Raw genomic sequence first — 20,947 nt, forward strand, 5'->3', positions numbered from 1 at the left:
TGGGCCATGATGGGGGCATGGCCATCGCATCGTTCATGGTTCCGCTCGGCTCCCCCGTCCCCGCGTTCCGGCTCCCCTCCGTCGAGGGCGGGTTCGTCTCGGACGGCGACTTCCCGGACGCGGCGGCCCTCCTCGTGGTGTTCCTGTCCAACCACTGCCCCTACGTGCGGCGGATCGAGGACGGGATCGGCGCTCTCACCGCCGAGTACGCGACCAGGGGGCTGGCCACGGTCGCCGTGTGCAGCAACGACGTCTCCAACTATCCCGACGACGGCGCCGACCACCTCCGGGAGCAGGCGAAGAGGGCCGGGTTCGGCTTCCCGTACCTGGTGGACGAGTCGCAGGAGACGGCCAAGGCGTTCAAGGCCGCCTGCACGCCCGACTTCTTCCTCTACGGACGAGAGCGCACGCTCGCCTACCGGGGCGAGTTCGACGGGGCGAGGCCGAGCAACGACGTCGTGGCGGACGGGGCCGCGCTCAGAGCCGCGCTCGACCTGGTCCTGGCCGGAGAGGACGTCCCCGAGCCCCACACGCCCAGCCTGGGGTGCGGCATCAAGTGGAGGCCCGGCAACGAGCCGGCCTGATCACACAGGGGCGGTCTGGCCCTCGCGGGGATGCGGCACCGTCGTCCGCAGGCCGCGCTCGGCGCAGTCCGCCAGGATCTCCAGGAGGTCGGCCGGGCCGCCGGAGGCGTCGTCGTAGTGCCAGAACCGGATGACCTTCTCCCCCTCCGCGCCCGGGTTGAAGCGGCCCAGGGTGAAGCAGCCGGCGATGGCCATGCGCACGATGACGCGTTCGCTGTCGTCCAGCTCGTTCACGTAGGCGGCCGCGTCGATGAGGCCGATCGCGGCGCGGGCGTTCCGGCCGTCGTCGCAGGGGTCGGGGCGGTTGATCCGCCATTGCGCGTAGGGGCGCAGGTAGTCCGCGATCATGCAGGTTCTCAGCACGGTCCCATGCTGGGGCCGCGCGGGCGCGCGCGACGGGGGCTTGACCCGGCCCTTGCCGGACCCTGACCGAAGATCATCCGCCGAGTCCGTGCCGGAAGGCGTAGGTGACGGCCTGGGCCCGGTCGCGGAGGTTCGCCTTGGCGAACAGGTTGTTGATGTGCGTCTTGACGGTCGCCTCGGAGATGAACAGGTCGCCCGCGATCTCGGCGTTGGAGCGCCCCCGGGCGATGAGGGCCAGCACCTCCGCCTCGCGCCTGGTCAGGCCGTCCGGCAGCCCGGAGCCCGAAGCCCGGCGGGGGGCCTCGCCGGCCGCCACGGCCTCGACCAGCCGGCGCTGGACGGCCGGGTCCAGCCGCGACGCGCCCCCGCGGACGGCGGCGACGGCGCGGGCGATCTCGTCGGCGTCGGCGTCCTTGGTGAGGTAGCCGCGGGCCCCGGCGCGCAGCGCGGCGAAGATCGACTCGTCGTCGGCGTAGGTGGTGAGGACGACGATCCCGACGTCCGGGTGCGCCTCCCTGATCCGGCGCGTCGCCTCCACCCCGTCCATCCGCGGCATGCGCAGGTCCATCAGGACGACGTCGGGACGCAGCTCGGCGACCATCGCCACGGCCCGCTCGCCGTCGCCGCACGCCCCCGCGACCTCGATGCCCGGCAGCAGTTCCAGCAGGAGGACCAGGCCCTCCCGCACCACGGTCTGGTCGTCGACGACCAGGATCCTCGCCGTGTCGCTCACCGCTCGCCCTCCCGTCAGGCCGGCACGCTGAGGGACACGCGGAATCCCTTGCCGTCCGGTCCGGTCACCAGCGTCCCATCGATCAGCTCCGCGCGCTCCCGCATGCCCACGAGGCCGTAGCCGCCGCCGTCCGGCTTCTCGACGGGCTCGGTGCCGCCCGTATCGGTCACTTCGAGCTCCACCCTGCCGGCGAGGTACCGCAAGGCGACGTGGGCGCGCGCGCCGGGAGCGTGCTTGCGGACGTTGGTGAGCGCCTCCTGCGCCGTCCGGACGACCGCGAGCCCGGCCTGCGGCGGCAGCTCGCGCGGCGCGCCGGTCACGTGCACGTCGCAGGGGCGCCCGGTGCTGGCGTGGAACTCCTCCGCGAGCTCCTGGATGACCTCTTTGGGCTGCGGGATCTCCCCGCGCAGCGTGGCCAGGGCCCGCCTCGTCTCCTCCAGGCCGGACCGGGCGAGGTTCCGCGCGCGCTCCACCCGGTCCAGGGCCTGGGCGCGGTCGCCGTCCCGCGCCAGCAGCAGCCGCGCCCCCTCCAGGTGGACGATCTGCGCCGACAGCGAGTGGGCCAGGATGTCGTGGATCTCCCGCGCGAGGTGCGACCGCTCCGCGAGAACCGCGTTGGCCGCCTCCGCGCGGCGGGTCGCCTCCTGCGCGGCCTTGCCCCGGCGGCTCGCGAGCGCGCCCAGCGTGATGCCCGCGACCGCCGCCATCTGACCGACGTCGGCGCCGCCGGAGCCGAACGCCTCCCCCAGACCGCCGATCGCGGCGACCGTCAGCGCGCTCACCGCGATGCCCCCCGGCATCGGCAGCCACATCAGCAGCATCCAGAGCCCGGCCATGGAGAAGAAGAACCCGGTGCCGGAGTCGGGGGCGAGCGCGTACAACGCCAGCGCCGAACCGATGGCCGCCAGGAGAAGGGCCACGCCCGCACGCCGGTGCCGCGTCTCGCTCTTGCGCCCGACCCAGATGCCGCTCCCCAGCAAGGCGAACATGACCACGTTGAGCACGACGAGTGCCAGGCCGGCGCCGTGCAGCGCCGGAGCGGGATCGGCCCTGAGCATCCCGCGTACGTAGGCGGTGAGGACCCAGGTCACCAGGGCCCCGGCGATCACGACACGGGAAATCCTCATGGCGCCACGCCGACCGGCACGGCGACGAGGGGCACGGCGTGCGCGCGGCGCGCGTCGGCGAGACCCGCCCGCCACCGCCGGTACGGGACCGAGGGGGCGGCGACGGCGGCGGGGAGGACGTCGTCCAGCGTGTTCATGCCCCGAGGGTAGGACGGGACGGCCCTCGCGCGGATCGCCGCACGGCTGGACTTCCCGCACTCCACCCCAGGGTGGAGAGACCCGGTCAGGTGTCGATGCGCTCCACGTCCAGCTCGGTGGCCCCGGCGGTGATGAACGCGCGGCGCGGGGCGACCTCGCTGCCCATGAGCAGGTCGAACACCTTGCCCGCCTCCTCGGCGTCCTCGATGCGCACGCGGCGCAGCACCCGGTGCCGGGGGTCGAGCGTCGTCTCGGCCAGCTGGTCGGCGTCCATCTCACCGAGGCCCTTGTAGCGCTGGATCGGCTCCTTCCAGCGCTGGCCCTTGCGCTCCAGCTCGACGAGCCGCTGCCGCAGCTCGGCGTCGGAGTAGGTGTAGATGTACTTGTCCTGCCCCTTGCGCGGCTTGACCAGCTCGATGCGGTGCAGCGGCGGGACGGCGGAGTAGATCCGCCCGGCCTCCAGCATCGGCCGCATGTAGCGGTGGAAGAGCGTGAGCAGCAGCGTGCGGATGTGCGCGCCGTCGACGTCGGCGTCGGCGAGGATCACCACGCGCCCGTAGCGGGCGGCCTCGACGTCGAACGTCCGCCCCGACCCGGCGCCGAGCACCTGGATGATCGCGGCGCACTCGGCGTTCTTCAGCATGTCGGCGACGGACGCCTTCTGCACGTTCAGGATCTTGCCGCGGATGGGCAGCAGTGCCTGGAACTCGGAGTTGCGGGCCAGCTTGGCGGTGCCGAGGGCCGAGTCGCCCTCGACGATGAACAGCTCGCTGCGGTCGTCGGCGGAGCGGCAGTCGACGAGCTTGGCCGGGAGGGCGGAGTTCTCCAGGGCGTTCTTGCGGCGCTGGTTGTCGCGCTGGGTGCGGGCGGCGATGCGCGTCTTGGCGGCGCCGACCACCTTCTCCAGGACGGCGCGCAGCGGCTGCTTCTGCCCGCGCGACGGGTTCTCGAAGATCGCGCGCAGCTCGCGCTGCACGACCTGGGAGACGATGCGCGTCGCCGCGGAGGTGCCGAGGATCTCCTTGGTCTGGCCCTCGAACTGCGGCTCGGGGAGGCGGACCGTCACCACGGCGGTGAGGCCCTCCAGGACGTCCTCCTTGATGACGTCCTCGTCGCCGTTCTTGAGCAGCTTCACCGCGCGGAGCTGCTCGTTGAGGACCTTGAGCACGGCGCGGTCGAAGCCGCGCACGTGCGTGCCGCCCTTCGGGGTGGCGATCACGTTGACGAACGACTTGGTGATCGTGTCGTAGCCGTTGCCCCAGCGCAGCGCGACGTCGACCTCGAGATCGCGCTCGACGTCGGTGGGCGTCAGGTGGCCCTGCTCGTCGAGGACGGGGACGGTCTCGGTGAAGTGGCCGCGCCCCTGGAGCCGCAGCACGTCGACGATCGGGGCGTCCTTGGCGAGATAGGAGCAGTACTCGCTGATGCCGCCGTCGAACCGGAACGTCTCGTCGACGACCTCCTCGCCGCGCTCGTCGCGGACGTCGATGGTCAGGCCCGGGATGAGGAACGCGGTCTGCCGCATCCGGTCGAGGACGAGGGACTGCTCGACCGTGGCGTCCTTCAGGAAGATCTGCATGTCGGGCCAGAACCGGGTGCGGTTGCCGGTGGTCTTCTTGGCGACCTTGCGGATCTGCCGCAGGCCCGACTTCTTCTTGAACCGGGCGTTCGGGCGGCCGTCCTCGGCGAACTCGCCGGGCAGGCCGCGCCGGAAACTGATGGCGTGGGTGTGGCCGTCGCGGTCGACCTCCACGTCCAGCCGCGCGGACAGGGCGTTGACGACGGAGGCGCCGACGCCGTGCAGGCCGCCGGAGGCGGTGTAGGACACGCCGCCGAACTTCCCTCCCGCGTGCAGCCGCGTCATGACCAGCTCGACGCCGGGCAGGCCCGTCTTGGGCTCCAGGTCGACCGGGATGCCGCGACCGTTGTCGCCCACCTCGAAGGAGCCGTCGGCGTGCATCGTCACGCTGATGTGCGTGCAGTAGCCCGCGAGGGCCTCGTCGACGGAGTTGTCGACGATCTCCCACAGGCAGTGCGCGAGGCCACGGCTGTCGGTGGACCCGATGTACATGCCGGGTCGCTTGCGCACGGCCTCCAGCCCCTCCAGCACCGAGAGGTGCCGGGCGGAGTAGCCGTGCGGGTCTTCGGTTGTCGCTTCGGCGGTCGCGGCGGTCAACGTGCGTGTGCTCCTCGGGGGTAGGACGGTCGGCAGCAGGGTACCCCCGGCCGCCGACAATCCACCGAAAGGCTCGCCGCCGCCGACGTTCCGCACGCCGGCGCGGGAGGGCCCGTACGGTTCGCCAGGCTACCCGCACTCCGACTTCTGGACCCGGACCTCCACCCGAGGGTGGGTGCGCGAAAGCCCGATTAATCCCTACTGTCCTCGCATGGCGCAAACGATCGAGGTCTCGGGCCTCCGCAAGCGATACGGGGACGTCCGAGCCGTGGACGGGGTGACGTTCTCCGTCGAGGAGGGCGAGTTCTTCGGCATCCTCGGGCCGAACGGCGCGGGCAAGACCACCACCCTGGAAATCATCGAGGGCCTGCGGGAGCCGGACGAGGGCGACCTCACCGTGCTCAGCATGTCCCCCTGGCCGCGCAACTCCAAGCTGCTCCCCCGGATCGGCGTCCAGTTGCAGGCGTCCTCCTTCTTCGAGCGGCTGACCACGCGCGAGCAGCTGCGGACGTTCGGCTCCCTCTACGGCGTCCCCGCGAAGAAGGCCGACTCGATGCTCGAACTTGTCGGCCTGGACGACAAGGCCGACACCCGCGTCGAGAAGCTGTCGGGCGGCCAGGCGCAGCGCCTGTCCATCGCGTGCGCGCTCGTGCACGACCCCGAGCTCGTGTTCCTGGACGAGCCCACCGCCGCGCTGGACCCGCAGGCGCGCCGCAACCTGTGGGACGTGCTCCGGTCGATCAACACCGAGGGCCGCACCATCGTCCTGACCACGCACTACATGGACGAGGCGGAGAGCCTGTGCGACCGCGTCGCCATCATGGACGCGGGCAGGGTCCTGCGGCTCGGCCCGCCCGCGGTCCTGGTGCGCGGGCTGGACGCCCCGGCCAGGATCAGCGTGGCCAGCGGCGTCCTGGACGTGGCCGACGCGCGGCTCCTGCCGGGCGCGGACGAGGCCGAGGACGACGGCGTCTCGCTCACCATCTCCACCCGCGACCCCTCCGCGGTGGTCGCCGCCATGGCCGCGAAGAACGCGCTGGACGGCGTCCAGATCCGCGGCGCCACCCTTGAGGACGTCTTTCTGGAGCTCACCGGACGGGAGTACAGGGCGTGAGCACGTTCGAGAGTTTCAAGAGCCTGTCCAGAGCGATGTTCCTGGGCTTCCGGCGCGACCGCACGGCGCTGTTCTTCACGGTGCTGTTCCCCCTGATGTTCCTGGTCGTCTTCGGCGGGATCTTCGGCCACCAGTCCACGTCCAAGGTGAAGATCCTGGAGGTGGGCAAGGCGCCGGTCCTCGACCAGGCGGTGGCGCAGGCAGGGGGCGAGCTCGGCAAGGTCATGAAGGTCGAGAAGGCCGCCGACCGCGCCGCCGCCCTGCGCACGGTGGAGAAGGGCGACGCGGACGCCGTCGTGGAGCAGCGCGGGGGCGAGCTGGTCGTCCACTACTCGGCGGCCGACCAGGTCAAGTCCGGGACCGTGCGGGGGCTGATGAACTCGGTCGTCCAGTCGGCGAACCTCTCGGCCTCCGGCAAGCCGCCTGCCTACCGGCTGACCGACCAGCGGGTGGAGGACGACTCGCTCAAGGCCATCCAGTTCTTCACGCCGAGCCTGCTGGGCTGGGCGCTGGCGTCGGCGGGCGTCTTCGGGGCGTCCCAGACGCTCGTCACGTGGCGGACCAAGGGCATCCTGCGCCGCCTCCAGCTTTCCCCGGCCCCCATCCCCACCGTGTTCGCCGCGCGCGTGGCGGTCAGCCTCGCCGTGGCGCTCGTCCAGTTCGCGCTCTTCGTGCTCGTGGCGCAGCTCCCGATGTTCGGCCTGAAGCTCAGTGGCGCCTGGTGGATGGCGATCCCGATGGTCATCGCGGGCGTGCTGGCCTTCCTGTCGATCGGGATGCTGATCGGCGCGTGGGCCAAGACGCAGGAGACCGCGCAGGCCGTGACCCAGCTGATCGTGCTGCCGATGGCGTTCCTCGGCGGCTCGTTCTTCCCGCTGGACGCCTCGCCGACCTGGATGAGGACGCTGTCGTACATCTTCCCCCTGCGCTATCTCAACGAGGGCATGCTCAATGTGATGGGCAGAGGACTCGGGCCGACCTCGGCGTTGCCCCAGATCGCCGTTCTGCTGGGGGTCGCGGTCGTCGGAGCCTTGATCGCCGTGCGCCTGTTCCGGTGGGACGCGGCCTAATGTGACCTCGGTCACTTATTGGGCCATTCTGCTGTGGGCGTACGAAGAACCAGGTTGGGAACGCCCACGTCGGGTTAGATGTTGTCCTAAGTACCGACCCCGAGCATGAGGAAGGTGCCGTGACTGGAGCCCTTGCCCCAACCAAGCCGCTGACCGTCGCCGACCGATGCGACCGCTGCGGCGCTCAGGCCTACGTCCGTGCGGTCCTTGTAGGCGGCGGCGACCTTCTGTTCTGCGCCCACCACGGTCGCAAGTACGCAGAGGCGCTCCGCTCCAACGGGGCCGACATACAGGACGAGACCGACCGGCTTACCGAAACCCCGACTGTCGCTCCGGACGAGGAGCGGTAGACCTCCAAATAGAGCGAGCCAAGGACGGCGGCCACCGGAGACGGCGGTCGCCGTTCCCTTTTCCTCCATTGCCCCTCCCCGCAGCGCGATGCGGCGATAACTGCGGAGAGTATATGAGTGACTGCATATCGTAACCATATTGGGACAGTGCCCTGATGCGCTCGCCCCCCCGGTTCTCACCTCGCGGTGACATTCCTTACGCGGTAGTGATATGCGGCCGCCGGCACGAACCCCTCCGATTCGTACAGCGCCCTGGCGGCGGCGTTCCGCTCGACGACGACCAGGTACGCCCGCTCGCATCCCCGCTCGCTCCCCCAGCCGAGAAGAGCCCGCAGGACGCGCCGCCCCAGGCCCCGCCGTCGCGCGTCCGGCGCGACGGCCATGGCGTAGACGCCGAGCCACTTCCCCTGGATGACGCCGCGCCCCACGGCGAGGCCGTCCACCCCGGCGTAGCCCGCGCCCACCCCCGTGAGGATCTTCTCCGCCATCGGCAGCTGATGGTCGTGGCGACCGTCCACCGACCACCACAGATCGAGCCACTCCCGCGACGGGGCGTCCATGACGTCCACGCCGCCGCGCTCGCGGGGACCGCTCAGGTCCGTCGTCATCGCGATCGTCGGTTCGACCAGCTCGTAGCCTCGCCGCTCAAGGACTCCGTCGAGCCCCTCGGGCCGCGCCTGGGCGTCCATCAGGAACACGGTCGGCAGCCCGAGCTCGGTGTAGAAGCGCTCGGCCCGCCCGATGGCCAGGTCCACGTCCCCTGGGTCGTGCACGGGCAGGACGGAGTTGGCCCGCTTGGTCACACCGTCGGCGTGGCGCAGCAGCCAGCCGCCCATATCCTGGGCGAACGGCGCGGGCCACGCCTCGGCGACCAGTTCGCCCAAACGCCTGTCCAATGACCGCGCCATCCGTCACCGCTTTCGGGGGGATCGTGCACATCCTGCTGCCGCCGTCGGAGAAGAAGGCTACCGAGGGGGACGGTCCGCCCCTCGACCTGGCCTCACTGAGCTTCCCCGGCCTGACGCCGACGAGGCGGCGCGTTCTGGCGGCCCTGGCGAAGGCGTCCCGGGGCGCCGACGCGGCGGAGGTTCTCGGGCTTCCCCCCGGACAGGCCGACGAGGCCCTCGCTCGCAACAAGGCTCTCCGCAAGGCCCCGACACTGCCCGTGGCGCAGCTCTACACCGGCGTCCTCTACGACAACCTCGACCTGGCCGATCTGGACGCCGAGGCCGCCGCCCGGCAGATCATCGTGTTCTCGGGGCTGTGGGGCGCGCTGAGGCTCACCGACCGCGTCCCGCCCTACCGGCTGTCCATGGGCGTGTCACTGCCGCCTGGAAGCGGCCTGGGGGCGTCGTGGCGCCCGGCGATGCGCAGGACCCTCCGCCTGGACGACGACCTGGTCGTGGACATGCGGTCCGGACCGTACGCGTCGGTGTGGAAGGCGCCCGGCCCGGCGGTCTCCGTCCGGGTGTTCCGGGAGCGCCTCGTCGGCGGCGTCCCCAAGCGCACCGTCGTCAGCCACATGGCCAAGGCCACCCGCGGACGCGTCGCCCACGACCTGATCAAGTCGGGCGCCGCGCCGCGCACCCCGGAGGAGCTGCTGAAGGCCGTCGCCGGCCTCGGCCACACCGCCGAACTGAACGGCGCGAACCTCGACGTCGTCCTCCACGACTGACGCCCCGCGGCCACACCTGGCCACCCCAACGCCCCAAGCACCCCAGCGCGGGGCGGCAGAGCGCAGGGCAGGGCGCGGGGCGGCAGGGCCCCGGCGCGATCGCCGGGGCCCTGCCGTCGGTCGGTCCGCGGTGCGGCCGGTCAGTCCAGGTAGTCGCGCAGGACCTGCGAGCGGGACGGGTGCCGCAGCTTCGACATGGTCTTGGACTCGATCTGCCGGATGCGCTCCCGGGTCACCCCGTACACCTTGCCGATCTCGTCCAGCGTCTTCGGCTGCCCGTCGGTGAGGCCGAACCTCATCGACACCACGCCCGCCTCGCGCTCGCTGAGCGTGTCGAGAACGGAGTGGAGCTGCTCCTGCAGCAGCGTGAAGCTGACCGCGTCGGCCGGGACGATGGCCTCGGAGTCCTCGATGAGGTCGCCGAACTCACTGTCGCCGTCCTCACCGAGCGGCGTGTGCAGCGAGATGGGCTCGCGGCCGTACTTCTGGACCTCGACGACCTTCTCCGGGGTCATGTCGAGCTCCTTGGCCAGCTCCTCCGGGGTGGGCTCGCGGCCCAGGTCCTGGAGCATCTGCCGCTGCACGCGCGCCAGCTTGTTGATGACCTCGACCATGTGCACCGGGATGCGGATGGTGCGGGCCTGGTCGGCCATGGCGCGGGTGATGGCCTGCCGGATCCACCAGGTGGCGTACGTGGAGAACTTGTAGCCCTTGGTGTAGTCGAACTTCTCGACCGCGCGGATCAGGCCGAGGTTGCCCTCCTGGATCAGGTCGAGGAACAGCATGCCGCGGCCGGTGTAGCGCTTGGCCAGCGAGACCACCAGGCGGAGGTTGGCCTCCAGCAGGTGGTTCTTGGCGCGGCGGCCGTCCTCGGCGATCCACTCGAAGTCCTCGAGGTCCTCTTCGGACATCGAGGGGCCGGTGACGGCGAGGCGCTCCTCGGCGAACAGGCCGGCCTCGATCCGCTTGGCGAGCTCGACCTCCTGCTCGGCGTTCAGCAGCGGCACCTTGCCGATCTGCTTGAGGTAGTCCTTGACCGGGTCGGCGGTGGCGCCGGCGGCCGCGATCTGCTGGGCGGGCGCGTCCTCGTCGTCGTCGCCGAGGGTGAACCCCTCCTCCTCGGAGGTCGGGGTGTCGCCCTTGGCGCCCGGAGCGGCCTTCGCGACGGGCGCGGCGGCGGGCTCCTCCTCGGCCTCGGCCTCGGGCTCCTCGGCCTCGGCCGTGTCGTCCACGAGCTCGGCCTCGAGGTCGGTCAGGTCCTCGTCGAGGTCGACGTCGACCTCGTCGTCGACCTCGGGGTCCTCACCCTTGTCGGCCCTGTCGGACGGGGCGGCCTTGACCGGCTGCGCGCCCTTCTTCGCCGGTCCGGCCTTCTTCGCCTTGGCGCCCTTGGCCGGCGCGGCCTTCTTCGGCGGCGCGGGCTTGGGAGCCGCCGGGCGCGGCGCGGCGGCGGCCTCCTCCGGCGCGTCGTCGCCGACGACGGCGGTCACCGTGTCGGGCTGCTCCTTGGCGGCGGCGGCGGTCTTGGGCCTGCGTGCCGGCGGCGTCGCGCGCTTGCGCGGACGCTTGGGCGCCGCGGAGTCGGCAGCGCTCACCATGACGGTCACACCCTCCTTGCTGAGGCTCCGCAGAATGCTGGAGGCCTTCGACACGGGGATGTCGGCCTCCTCGAACGTACGTCGTACGTCGTCGGCTTCGAGGTAACCCTGGGACCGTCCACGCTCGATCAGTTGCGCGATGACGTGATCGTGCAGATCTGACGCTTTCGAGGTCGAGCTAGCAGGCGACACAAATACCTCTCGAACGAACGTGTGGCTTGGTTGACCCAAGTGCCCTGACGGGCTCGGCCTCACACTGGGTGGGACCACACACGGAGCGGACCTCCCGGTGCGGGACCGCAGCGTACCCGCTCTCTCTGGGTCAAGCATTCTGGCACTGCTGCGCATTCCGCCTTGGAGTCCTACCCGGTAACACTCCACCTTAGAGGGCGCGGGGCGGTCCTTCGAACGTCGCGGACCGTCTCGGCGCCGTCTTCGGCGGGGTTCACTCGGACTTGGGCGGGACGTGCAGCGCAAGCACGGTCACATCGTCTACCTGCTCATATCCGGCAAGCATCCGATCGACCAGGAAGTCGACGAGTCTCTCGGGATCTCCTACCACTTCAGGTGGGGCGTCCGCCGCGACGGCGACGAGCTCCTCAAGCCCGGCGTCCACCCCACGCCTACGGTTCTCCACAAGTCCATCGGAATAGAAGACCACAGTGTTGCCGGTCCTGATGGAAAAACTTGTCTGCTGCCGCTGGCTCGGCCAGCCGAGGGGAGTTCCGGGTTCGCGCTTGCTCACGCGCGCGGGCGTGTCGGGCGAGATCAGCAGGGCCGGAGGGTGGCCCGCGTTGCTGAGCTCTCCCTGCCCGGTCTCAGGATCGATGACCGCGTAGACGACGGTGGTGAACTGCTCCTCGTCCTCCGTGGCGCTGAACAGCCGGTCGAGGCCGGCCAGGACCGCGGCGGGGCGCGGGTCGTTCAGCGCGAGGGCGCGCAGGGCGTTGCGCACGCGGCCCATTCCGGCCGCGGCGAGGACGCCCTTGCCCATCACGTCGCCGACGGCCACGGCGAGCCGGTTGTCGGCGAGGCGGAAGACGTCGTACCAGTCGCCGCCCACCTGCACGTGGCGCGTCGCGGGGTTGTAGCGGGCGGCGAGCGCCATGCCCGGCAGCTGCGGCAGGTCGCTGGGCAGCAGGCTCCGCTGGAGCTCCTCGGCGGTCTTGTGCTCGCGCTCGAACAGCAGGGCCCGCTCCACGGCCAGCGCGCACTGGCCCGCGAGCGCCTCCAGGAAGACCCGCTCCTCCTCGGTGATCTCCCTGGGCCGGGTGAAGGAGAAGCGGAGCGCGCCGATCGGGGCGCCGGCCGCGAGCAGCGGCAGGCCCACCCAGGCGCGCTCCTCCGTGTGCTGGGCGAACAGGTCGCGCTCGCCGTGGCCCAGTTGCAGGCGCAGGCTGTCGGGGTGCTCGGCCAGGAACGGCCGGCTCTCGCGCACCGCCACCGACATCACGGTCTGGTCGCTGACCTTGATCCCGTCGCGGGACGGCGACGGCGTCTCGCTCTCCGTCCCCGGCTGGGACGGGGCCACGATGCTGAGCCGCAGCTTGTCGTCGTCCAGCAGCGCCACCGCGGAGTAGTCGGCGCCGATGGCGGACCGCCCGACCTCGGTGATGACCTGGACCACCTGGGAGACGGTCAGGGCCTCGGCGAGCATGGACGTGGCCTGCTGGAGGCGCGCCGTGCGCAGCGCCGCCGCCGAGAGCTGCTCGGTCAGCCGGCCGCGCATCTCCTCGGCCTCGCGCTGCCCGGTGACGTCGGTGTTGGCGCCGACCCACTCGATCACCGCGTCGCCGCGCCAGATGGGCACGGCCCTGACGTCGAAGTGCCGGTAGGTGCCGCTCTTGGTGCGGATGCGGTAGTTGGTCTCGAAGACCCGGTTCTCTGCCACGCAGTCGCGCCAGTGCGCCTCGATGCGGGGCCGGTCCTCGGGATGCACGACCGACAGCCAGCCGCCGACCGCGTAGTCGTCCGGCGTCTGGCCGGTGATGGCGCGCCACTCGGGCGCGTCGTCGATCGCCCCGCCGGCCGGCGCGGCGACCCACACCACCTGGGCGCTGGCCTCCACGAGCGAGCGGTAGCGCTGCTCCTTGCGGCGGATGACCTCCTCGGCCCTGCGCCGCTCGGTCACGTCCAGAGCGGTCAGGACGACGCCCGGCCGCTCGTCGCCGCCGCCCTTGGCGGGCAGCCACGTGCACGCCAGGATGCGCTCCTCGACGGCGGTGGCCACGCCGGGCGCATCGCCGGTCGCATCGCCGGGCGCATCGGCATCCCGGACCGGGACGACGAGTTCGAGGTCGGTCACCGGGCGGTCGTCGGCGATCACCTTGCGGAGCGCCGTCTCGAACGCCGCCGCCAGCGCCTCGGGCAGCACCTCCGACGGCCGGCGCTGCTGGAGATCGCGGACGCGCACGTCCAGCAGCTCCGCGAGCGCGTCGTTGGCCCGGCGGCAACGCAGATCGCGATCGAAGAACGCCAGCCCTTCGGGCGCTTCCCGCAGCAAGGTCGCGTACAGCGCGGCGTCGGACGCATCCATGGGCTGCCCCTCCACCCCTGAGACGCGGGGATGCGGAACGGACGTCTCGGTGCTCAACGACAACACCTCCGCCCCAGAGGGTCCCGTACCGCGCGGCAATTATTCATCACTATGAGTGAATGGGAGCAGGTTAACGCTCCCGCCTCCATCACAACACCGGTCGGAGTCAGGTCTTCATCATCCCGATGGTTCGCCGCGTACGGAAGCCCTGATGAACATCCTTGCCCCTTCGGCCCCGGACGAACTCGTCGGTTTCGGACACCGTCGTGGAGGGCGCGCGCGGCGGCCCGGCATGGACGGCAAGTAGGAGATGTTACGGCGTACATGCGTCACGGGGTGTCAACTCGCCCCGTTCGGCGAGTTCCGTCCTGCTCGCGACCTCACCCGGCCGCCTTGGCGGCGGCCTTCATCTCCTGCTTGAAGGCCCGCACCCTGGCGAGGGAGTCGGGTCCGGTGATGTCGGCGACGGACCGGTGCGAGCCCTCCTCGCCGTAGTCGCCGGCGGCCTCGCGCCAGCCTTCCGGCCGCACTCCGTACTGCTTGCCAAGCAGGGCCAGGAAGATCTGCGCCTTCTGCTTGCCGAAGCCCGGGAGGCCGTTCAGCCGCTTGTAGAGCTCCTTGCCGCTGTCGACGCCCTTCCACACCTTCTCGGCGTCACCGTCGTAGTGGTCCACGAGGTACTGGCACAGCTGCTGGACGCGCTTGGCCATCGAGCCGGGATACCGGTGGACGGCCGGCTTCTCCGCCAGGAGCGCCGCGAACCGCTCCGGGTCGTAGGCGGCGATCTCGTAGGCGTCCAGATCGTCCGAACCGAGCCGCTGCGCGATGGTGTAGGGGCCGGAGAACGCCCATTCCATCGGGATCTGCTGGTCGAGCAGCATGCCCACAAGAGCGGCCAGCGGACTGCGTCCGAGCAGTTCGTCGGCCTCTGGACGCTGCGCGAGGTGAACCTTCGTGGCCATGGGGTCAGCTTAGGGCGGCGCCCGGAGCCGGTCGGAGGCGACGCCGGGATCTGTCAGAAGTCTTACGAGGTCCTCCGCCCCCTGGCGAGCCGCAGGCCGGGGTGCTCGAATGGAGCGGTGAGCGAGGACGAACGACTGGAAGGCAGCCCGGTGGGGCGGAGGGTCGTCCTGGGGATGCTCGGCCTCGGCGTGGCGGGGGCCGCCGTGGGCGCGTCCGTCCAGGACAAGGTGAGCCGGACCCTCGCGCCGGTCGGGCCGATCGGGGACGTCCTGCCTGCTGCCGGCGGGTTTCGCTACTACTCGGTCACGCCCGGTGTGAAGCGGCACAGCGCCGCTACGCACCGGGTGACCGTTTCCGGTCTTGTGGACAAGCCGCAATCATTTGGGATGGCCGATCTAGCGCATTTTCCGCAGACAGCGCTCGACAGGGACTTCCAGTGCGTCACGGGCTGGCGGGTGCCGGATGTGCGGTGGGTCGGCGTGGCGCTGCCCGACCTGCTGGACGCGGTCGGAGTGTCCGCCCGAGCCCGCGCCGTGCGGTTCACGTCGTTCGACGGCGTCTACACCGAGTCGCTGACGCTGGAGCAGGCGCGACGGCGGGACGTCCTGGTCGCGACCCAGATGGACGGCAAGCCCGTCACCCACGATCACGGCGGTCCCACGCGGCTGTACGTCGCGCCCATGTACGGCTACAAGTCGCTGAAATGGCTGGGCGGCATCGAACTGACCGACCGGGTGAAGCCCGGCTACTGGGAGGAACTCGGTTACGACGTGGACGCCTGGGTGGGACGGTCGAACGGACGCAGCGATGCACCGACCTGAGCCGCCGGGCCGGCTCGTGCGCTTCACCCGGGCCGAGCGTTCGATCCACCATGTCACCGCACTGCTGATGCTGGTCTGCCTGCTGACCGCCGCCGTGCTCTACCTGCCGCCGCTCTCGACGCTGGTGGGCCGCAGGGAGATGGTCAAGACCGTCCATGTCTGGTGCGGGTTCGCCCTGCCCGTGCCGATCGTGCTCGGTCTGCTGTCCCGGGCGTTCAGGACCGACCTTCGCAGGCTGAACAGGTTCGTGCCCGCGGACTGGGAGTGGCTAAGGCGCGGCGACCGCAGGGCCGTCCGGGACGGGCGCGGGGTCCTGCCAGTAGGCAAGTTCAACGCGGGCCAGAAGCTGAACGCGGCGTTCACGGCGGGCGCGATCCTCGTCATGCTCGGCACCGGCGAGATCATGACCTTCCCCGGCCCGTGGGAAGACCGGTGGCGCACGGGCTCCACCTTCGTCCACGACTGGCTCTTCCTCGCCGTCCTCGCGGTGACCGCCGGGCACCTGTGGGAGGCGCTGAGGGATCGCGAGGCGCTGACAGGGATGCTGACCGGGCGGGTGGACCCCGGCTGGGCCGCACGGCATCACGCGAGCTGGGCCGACGCCGCGCGCAGGTCCCCGGACGCGGCTGGACGGCCGACCGCCGCCGAAGCGAACCCGCAGGTGGACGGGGCCGGCGCGGAGACAGGCGAGGCACCGGCCGGTCCTCGGGGAACGCCCGGTGAACGGGGTCCAGAATTTGCGAAACGACCCCCCGGAACGTCTTGACTCTCTCCGCGTCGGGGCCTGGAATGTGACATCGAGGCAGGGTTCTCGCTGAAGCTCCCAGGCATGGGCCGTCCGAGGGAACTCCGTCTCACCGGCGGCGTCCCCGTCCGCCGGTACCCCGTGCGCGGAGGTGTGCGCTGATGCCTGCACTGGCCGATCACCGGAACGAGACACGTGATGCTCTCGCACAGCGGCTTTGCGACGAGTTCGCGTCCTTCCCCTCAGACGCGGTGCACCGGTGTGTGGCCGACGTCCAGGCCTGCATGGCCCATCTGGGTCTGGAGACCACTCCGGACAGAGTTGAGCGGATGGCCCGGGAGCAGCTCACCGGGATCCTGAAATCGCAGCCGCCCTCTAGGCACTCACCCACCGGCGACGTTTCCGGCTGAACAGACCGCTGAGCGGCCGGTCGAGGCGGCGTGGGTTCGGTGGCGGCCCATTCCGGCCTTCGCCGGTGTCCGGGACACCGTACGCGCCGGATCTGAGAGGCTAGGGGGGTGAGTCCCCGCAGCCGCAGCCGCTCCTCCGGGGACCCGGCCCGGGACGGCCCGAAACCCCCGGACGAGGTCTCGGCGATTTTCGACGGCATGCTCCAGCACGCCCGCGAACTGCTGGCGGTGCGCAGTCCCCTGGACGCGGAGCTCATCGTCAGCGAGATCCTCGGCTCCTGGTGGGGGCAGCGCGTCCCGGACGGCGACGTGGAGGAGGTCATCGGCGAGGCCCTGGTCGGCTACGCCGCGGCCGCCGCCACGCCGGCGGCGCTGGCGCTGCTCACCGGCATCGCCTACATGGGCACCCCGCGCCAGGCGGCCAAGGCCGAGCGCGCGGCGCTGCAACTGATGAGCGACGGCGTCGCCAGGCCCGGCTGGGCCGACCGCGTCGGCATGGTCGAGCCCGAGGCGTGCTTCGCGTCCAGGGACGTCTACGGCGACCAAGACTCCATCATCTGCACCTACACCTACGGGGGCTCCGAAAGGCACGCCCTTGTCATCCTGGTCGACCGCAACAGGGCCGGGGTCGTCCTCCCGCGCGTCGGCCCGTTCGCGCCGGCCGCGCCTGCGGGGCGCCCGCCGGCGAGCGGGATGGTCCGGGACGCCTGGGTCTCCTCCCGGGTGGACCGGCTTCTCGACCACTGCCGCCGCGAAGGCCGCGAGAACCCGCTGATGCGGTTCGAGGAGCTCGACCCGCGCGACACCAAGGCATTGCTGCAGAGCGCCCTGGATCTCACCGACGAGACAGACGATCCGCCGGTGAACGAGAACTTCGGCTCCTATCACGCGTTTGTCCGCGCGCGCGTGGACATCCTTCCGCCGGGCGGACGCCTGCCCCAGCCCCCGGTGTACGGCCGCGACCGGCGCGCCACGATCGCGACGCGGTTCCTCGCCTCGGACGAGGCGGGAGAGCTGTCGGACATCTCCGCGGCGATCCGGTGCGTGGACCGGATTATCGACTACGGCTGCGCGCACGACTTCGGACGGCCCCTGCGGGTCAGCCCGATCAAGTGCGAGATGTTCCTGCTCGACTGGCTGCCGCGCAAGGTCCTGCTCTCCCCGTCGGAGCAGGAGGCCGTCCCCCACGTCCTGGCCGCGTGGATCCGCTGGGCCGGACGGCGGACGGGGCTGCCGGAAGAGGGGATCAGGGCGACCCTGGACGCCCTCTGGGACGCCACCGCGAAGTTCTCCGCGGCCTACCGCGATCCGGCCGCCTTCGGCCTCGACCGGGGCCTGGTCGACCGGCTGCTGCCCGACGGCGACCTGGAGGCCCTCCCCCGCCGCGCGTTCGCCCTGCCGTTCCTGTCGGGCACGCACCGGCGGGCGGGGCGCGACGACATCCTCGACCTGTCGGAGCTCGACCCGGCCGACCCGGGCGACCGCCGCGCCCTGCTGGAGTTCGAGCACCCCGGCGGCGACGAGGAGCACCTCGACGCGCACATGCGGCTCGCGGCGATGCTGTGGGACGGCGAGCCGCCCCACCTGTGGGACACCGCGCAGTCGCTGCTGGACGTCGGCTACGAACGCCACGAGATCCTGCACAGGCTCATCGGCGTTCTGGACCGCTGCGGGGGCGACCCTGAGGCCCTCCGGGAGGCCCTGCGTGTGCTTCGTCACGAACCGCCGCCTGACTGAACTCCCGGTTTGCGCGTCGCGCTCCCGGCGACAATCATCGGGTCCCGGGCGCGGTCTCGCGGGGGTCGGCACCGGCCCCTGGTCGTAGGGAGTGATCTTGTTGGAGTGGTCCGAGTTCGCCCGGCGGCTGGGACGTGAGCTGGCAGGTCTCGAACGGGACACGATCCTGATCGTGCGCGAACGCGACGAGAGCCGTCACTACGTCCAGGCCATGCGCGAGCCCGACCGGCTCTACGCCGAGGCCGTCAGCAACAACTTCCTCGAAGGCCCCCTCCTGCTCACCCTGGCCGACGAGGAGGTCATGAGCGAGGTGGGCTGGCGCCCGCCCGCCGACCCCGCGCCGCGCAACTGGTGGACCGAACTGCCCGAGGCGGGCATGCCCGGCGGGATGCTGAGCGTGACCGAGGCCGACTTCTCGCGCCTGGCCGACGTGATGGTCACGGCGCTGCGGGACGTCCAGGGCGTCCGGCGCCCGTCCGACCTCGTGTACGAGTCGTTCCACCGGCACGGGTCGGGCCTCATCGAGCTGCTCGACTTCGGGATCGAGGTGGCCGACCCGTCGCGGGTGAGCAAGCGCCGCGCATCGTCCGGCGGAGCCCGCCCTGGTGTCGACCCCCTGTCCGGCGCCGATCCGCTGTCGGGCGCCGATCCGCTGTCGGGCGCCGATCCTCTTCCGGCGGGCGCCCCTCCGGCGGGGACGCGGCTGCCGCTGCCGGATCAAGCGCTGCCTGGTATGGACGCGGAACTGCTCGAACCACGTCTCGCCGAAGCCAAGGCGAACGGCGACAACACCGCCTACTTCAAGCTCCTGGAGAACGCCGACCTGGTGCTGCCGGCGACCGCCTCCGCCGTGGAGGACCCCGACCGCGCCGAGTTCCCCACCATCACCATCGGCAGCGGCACCTACGTCACGGTGTTCACCTCGCCCGGGGCACTCGCGCGCACCGGCGACCGGCATCCCGGCCTGTACCGGCGCACCTCGTTCGCCCGGCTGGCCGCTGGCTGGCCCGATCCCGCGTGGCGGCTGGCCATCAACTGGGGCCTGCCCAGCGAAGTGCTCCTGGACTCGTCGGTCATCGGGCGGTTGCAGGGCGGCAGAGTCGGAGCGCCCGAGCCCCTCCAGTACGACCCTCTGTCGAACGAGCCCAACCCTTACGGAACGGTCGACCCCAACGCGCTCTCTGGGCCGAACCCCGTCGCCGGCGGCTCGACTCCTCCGGTCAACGGTTCGGTCCCTGGAGCGCCCGCCCCGGGCGGGGCGGCTCCGGGCGGGGGGGCGGACGTCCCCTACGACGACGCTCACACGGCGGTCGACCCGTACTCGGCGGCCGATCTGCGGGCGGCCCTGGAAGCGGGCGGCGCACCGCCGAGGGCACCGGAGCCGGCCGCTGCGGCGCCTCTCGGCGCACCGACCGACGACCCGCCGGCCGACATTCCGCCGGTCAAGACCCCTCCGGCCGAGACCCCGCCGGTCAAGGACCCGCTGGCGAGCAACGGCCCTGCCGAAGACCCGCCGGCCCCGCCAACCCCGTCGGTCCCGCCAGCCCCTTCGGTCCCGCCGGCCCCGGCGACCCGGGCGGCGCGGCGGGCCCGGCAGGCGCCCGCTCATGCGCCGCGTCCCGCCGGCGTCCCGATGCGGCCGCCGGACGGCACGCGCCTGTGGCGCTCGGCGGGCGAGGGCGGGCAGGAACCGGTCGCGGTCTATGACGCCATCGGCGGCGTCTGGACACCCGTGCGGGCCGACGCGGTCCCGTCTCCCTGGAGCGAGTGACGCGCCCTTCGGCTACCGTCGAGTACGGAATCCCGCCCCGCACGTGAAAGTGGATCCCCAGTGGACTGGAACGACTTCGCCAGACGGCTGACACTGGAGCTTTCACGGCTGCCGGTCACCTCGTTCCTCATCCTGCAAGGTCCGAGCGGTCTGCCCTACGTGCAGGCGATGCGCTCCGAGGGGACGCTCGACGCGGAGGCCGTCGGCAGCGCGTTCCTGCCCCGCCCCCTCGCGTCGCGTCAGGAGCGGCGACTGAGGGCGCTCGGCTGGGAGCCGCCAGACGAGGAGGACCGCAAGAACTGGTGGGACCGGTTCACCTTCCGCGAGCGCGGCGGCCGCGGCGGGCGCGCCTCCTCGGAGCTGCTGGAAGCGTGCGCCCTGCTCGCCGGGCAGATGACGGGCGCGTTCCGCGACGTCTACGGCATCGAGTCCCCGCTCGAACTCGTCTACCAGGCGAGCAAGGCCGGGTCCGGCGGCGGGCCCCTGGCCCTGCCCGGTCTCGGCATCGCGCTCGCCGTCCCCGAGGACGAGCGTCCCGCCCAGGCCGCGGCGCGTCCGGCACGCCCGTCCGGGTCGGCCCTGGAGGCGGCGCTGGCCGAGGCCCGCGAACGCGGTGACCAGCACGGCTACCTGGAGCTGCTCGCGCGCGCCACGCTGTACCTGCCCGCGCCCGGCGATCCGGAGGGCGGCGAGCACCAGTTCGCCACGGCGCGGTTCGGCGACGGCACGTTCGTGCTCGCCTTCACTTCGCCCGAGGCCATGGACCGCTCTCTGCAGGGGCAGGCGGTCCACCACCGGCAGGCCTCGCTGGCGGAGCTGTCGCGGCGCTGGCCGCACCCGGAGTGGCAGCTCGCGGTGAACCCCGGCCTGCCGAGCGCGTGCTACCTGGACGCCAACGCGCTCCTCGAACCCGAGGAGCCCCGGACGCCCACGCCGCCGGTGCCGACCGACGTCCACGTGGCCGGTCAGTCGTCGCGCCGCTCGTCGCGCGGCTCGGCGTCCCGCGCCGAGGGGCGCGGTGCCCGGCCGGGCGGCC

The 20,947-nt window shown here is 71.8% G+C and carries 19 protein-coding genes; 10 read left to right on the forward strand and 9 right to left on the reverse strand.

Annotated elements, in window-relative coordinates:
- Positions 1–17: 17 nt before the first annotated feature.
- The gene (locus ABWI04_RS26415) at positions 18–584 is read left to right on the forward strand and encodes a thioredoxin family protein (RefSeq protein ID WP_353834123.1); all 567 of its coding nucleotides are present in this window, start codon (positions 18–20) and stop codon (positions 582–584) included.
- On the opposite strand, the gene ABWI04_RS26420 is transcribed toward ABWI04_RS26415, so the two are convergent.
- The 5 genes from ABWI04_RS26420 to ABWI04_RS26440 all read right to left on the reverse strand — a co-directional run bounded on the left by ABWI04_RS26420 (position 585) and on the right by ABWI04_RS26440 (position 5,121).
- Positions 585–947 (reverse strand): hypothetical protein, encoded by a 363-nt coding sequence (locus ABWI04_RS26420; protein ID WP_345185568.1) that lies wholly within the window; start codon positions 945–947, stop codon positions 585–587.
- A gap of 73 nt (positions 948–1,020) precedes the next feature.
- A complete protein-coding gene (locus ABWI04_RS26425) occupies positions 1,021–1,680 on the reverse strand; it encodes a response regulator (RefSeq protein WP_345185566.1) in 660 nt (219 codons plus the stop codon).
- A gap of 14 nt (positions 1,681–1,694) precedes the next feature.
- Positions 1,695–2,807 (reverse strand): sensor histidine kinase, encoded by a 1,113-nt coding sequence (locus ABWI04_RS26430; RefSeq protein WP_353834124.1) that lies wholly within the window; start codon positions 2,805–2,807, stop codon positions 1,695–1,697.
- Positions 2,804–2,944 carry a hypothetical protein gene (locus ABWI04_RS26435; RefSeq protein WP_353834125.1) on the reverse strand — a complete coding sequence of 47 codons (141 nt, stop codon included), beginning with the start codon at positions 2,942–2,944 and terminating at the stop codon, positions 2,804–2,806. Before ABWI04_RS26435 ends, ABWI04_RS26430 begins: the two co-directional genes overlap by 4 nt.
- An 86-nt stretch (positions 2,945–3,030) precedes the next feature.
- Positions 3,031–5,121: a DNA gyrase/topoisomerase IV subunit B gene (locus ABWI04_RS26440; protein WP_345185556.1), complete on the reverse strand. Its 2,091-nt coding sequence runs from the start codon at positions 5,119–5,121 to the stop codon at positions 3,031–3,033.
- A 211-nt stretch (positions 5,122–5,332) separates the two neighbouring features.
- On the opposite strand from ABWI04_RS26440, the gene ABWI04_RS26445 reads away from it, so the two are divergent.
- The 3 genes from ABWI04_RS26445 to ABWI04_RS26455 all read left to right on the forward strand — a co-directional run bounded on the left by ABWI04_RS26445 (position 5,333) and on the right by ABWI04_RS26455 (position 7,655).
- On the forward strand, positions 5,333–6,235 hold the full coding sequence (locus ABWI04_RS26445) for an ABC transporter ATP-binding protein (RefSeq protein WP_353834126.1): 903 nt from the start codon (positions 5,333–5,335) through the stop codon (positions 6,233–6,235).
- Positions 6,232–7,305 (forward strand): ABC transporter permease, encoded by a 1,074-nt coding sequence (locus ABWI04_RS26450; RefSeq protein ID WP_345185550.1) that lies wholly within the window; start codon positions 6,232–6,234, stop codon positions 7,303–7,305. Before ABWI04_RS26445 ends, ABWI04_RS26450 begins: the two co-directional genes overlap by 4 nt.
- A gap of 119 nt (positions 7,306–7,424) precedes the next feature.
- A complete protein-coding gene (locus ABWI04_RS26455; protein ID WP_345185546.1) occupies positions 7,425–7,655 on the forward strand; it encodes a DUF7455 domain-containing protein in 231 nt (76 codons plus the stop codon).
- A gap of 176 nt (positions 7,656–7,831) precedes the next feature.
- Here ABWI04_RS26455 and ABWI04_RS26460 read toward each other — a convergent pair whose 3' ends face one another.
- A complete protein-coding gene (locus ABWI04_RS26460; RefSeq protein ID WP_353834127.1) occupies positions 7,832–8,551 on the reverse strand; it encodes a GNAT family N-acetyltransferase in 720 nt (239 codons plus the stop codon).
- A 35-nt stretch (positions 8,552–8,586) separates the two neighbouring features.
- Between ABWI04_RS26460 and ABWI04_RS26465 the strand changes: the two genes are divergently transcribed.
- Positions 8,587–9,330 carry a YaaA family protein gene (locus tag ABWI04_RS26465; protein WP_353834136.1) on the forward strand — a complete coding sequence of 248 codons (744 nt, stop codon included), beginning with the start codon at positions 8,587–8,589 and terminating at the stop codon, positions 9,328–9,330.
- Positions 9,331–9,470: 140 nt separating this feature from the next.
- Here the strand turns inward: ABWI04_RS26465 and ABWI04_RS26470 are convergent, their stop codons facing one another.
- From ABWI04_RS26470 to ABWI04_RS26480, 3 genes are all read right to left on the reverse strand, one after another.
- Positions 9,471–11,120, reverse strand: a complete 1,650-nt coding sequence (locus tag ABWI04_RS26470) for an RNA polymerase sigma factor (protein WP_353834129.1) — start codon at positions 11,118–11,120, stop codon at positions 9,471–9,473.
- Positions 11,121–11,373: 253 nt separating this feature from the next.
- A complete protein-coding gene (locus ABWI04_RS26475) occupies positions 11,374–13,464 on the reverse strand; it encodes a SpoIIE family protein phosphatase (RefSeq protein ID WP_353834130.1) in 2,091 nt (696 codons plus the stop codon).
- Between the two features lie 380 nt (positions 13,465–13,844).
- Positions 13,845–14,426, reverse strand: a complete 582-nt coding sequence (locus ABWI04_RS26480) for an HhH-GPD-type base excision DNA repair protein (RefSeq protein WP_353834132.1) — start codon at positions 14,424–14,426, stop codon at positions 13,845–13,847.
- A gap of 117 nt (positions 14,427–14,543) precedes the next feature.
- Between ABWI04_RS26480 and ABWI04_RS26485 the strand changes: the two genes are divergently transcribed.
- The 5 genes from ABWI04_RS26485 to ABWI04_RS26505 form a co-directional block, all read left to right on the forward strand.
- The gene (locus ABWI04_RS26485) at positions 14,544–15,248 is read left to right on the forward strand and encodes a molybdopterin-dependent oxidoreductase (RefSeq protein ID WP_345183067.1); all 705 of its coding nucleotides are present in this window, start codon (positions 14,544–14,546) and stop codon (positions 15,246–15,248) included.
- Positions 15,235–16,014: a cytochrome b/b6 domain-containing protein gene (locus tag ABWI04_RS26490; protein ID WP_353834133.1), complete on the forward strand. Its 780-nt coding sequence runs from the start codon at positions 15,235–15,237 to the stop codon at positions 16,012–16,014. The genes ABWI04_RS26485 and ABWI04_RS26490 overlap by 14 nt, the downstream gene beginning before the upstream one ends.
- 587 nt (positions 16,015–16,601) lie before the next feature.
- Positions 16,602–18,140, forward strand: a complete 1,539-nt coding sequence (locus ABWI04_RS26495) for a hypothetical protein (RefSeq protein ID WP_353834137.1) — start codon at positions 16,602–16,604, stop codon at positions 18,138–18,140.
- A gap of 97 nt (positions 18,141–18,237) precedes the next feature.
- Positions 18,238–19,911 (forward strand): SseB family protein, encoded by a 1,674-nt coding sequence (locus ABWI04_RS26500; RefSeq protein WP_353834134.1) that lies wholly within the window; start codon positions 18,238–18,240, stop codon positions 19,909–19,911.
- Between the two features lie 60 nt (positions 19,912–19,971).
- A partial coding sequence (locus tag ABWI04_RS26505) for an SseB family protein (protein WP_353834135.1) occupies positions 19,972–20,947 on the forward strand: 976 nt, incomplete at its 3' end.

This window comes from Actinomadura sp. NPDC000929 (assembly GCF_040492065.1).
Classification (GTDB): domain Bacteria; phylum Actinomycetota; class Actinomycetes; order Streptosporangiales; family Streptosporangiaceae; genus Spirillospora; species Spirillospora verrucosospora.

Bases quoted from the DNA above. Each gene is read 5' to 3' on its own strand.
- ABWI04_RS26415 (WP_353834123.1), top strand. From the start codon at position 18: ATGGCCATCGCATCGTTCATGGTTCCGCTCGGCTCCCCCGTCCCCGCG.
- ABWI04_RS26430 (WP_353834124.1), bottom strand. From the start codon at position 2,807: ATGAGGATTTCCCGTGTCGTGATCGCCGGGGCCCTGGTGACCTGGGTC.
- ABWI04_RS26435 (WP_353834125.1), bottom strand. From the start codon at position 2,944: ATGAACACGCTGGACGACGTCCTCCCCGCCGCCGTCGCCGCCCCCTCG.
- ABWI04_RS26445 (WP_353834126.1), top strand. From the start codon at position 5,333: ATGGCGCAAACGATCGAGGTCTCGGGCCTCCGCAAGCGATACGGGGAC.
- ABWI04_RS26475 (WP_353834130.1), bottom strand. From the start codon at position 13,464: ATGGATGCGTCCGACGCCGCGCTGTACGCGACCTTGCTGCGGGAAGCG.
- ABWI04_RS26480 (WP_353834132.1), bottom strand. From the start codon at position 14,426: ATGGCCACGAAGGTTCACCTCGCGCAGCGTCCAGAGGCCGACGAACTG.
- ABWI04_RS26490 (WP_353834133.1), top strand. From the start codon at position 15,235: ATGCACCGACCTGAGCCGCCGGGCCGGCTCGTGCGCTTCACCCGGGCC.
- ABWI04_RS26495 (WP_353834137.1), top strand. From the start codon at position 16,602: ATGCTCCAGCACGCCCGCGAACTGCTGGCGGTGCGCAGTCCCCTGGAC.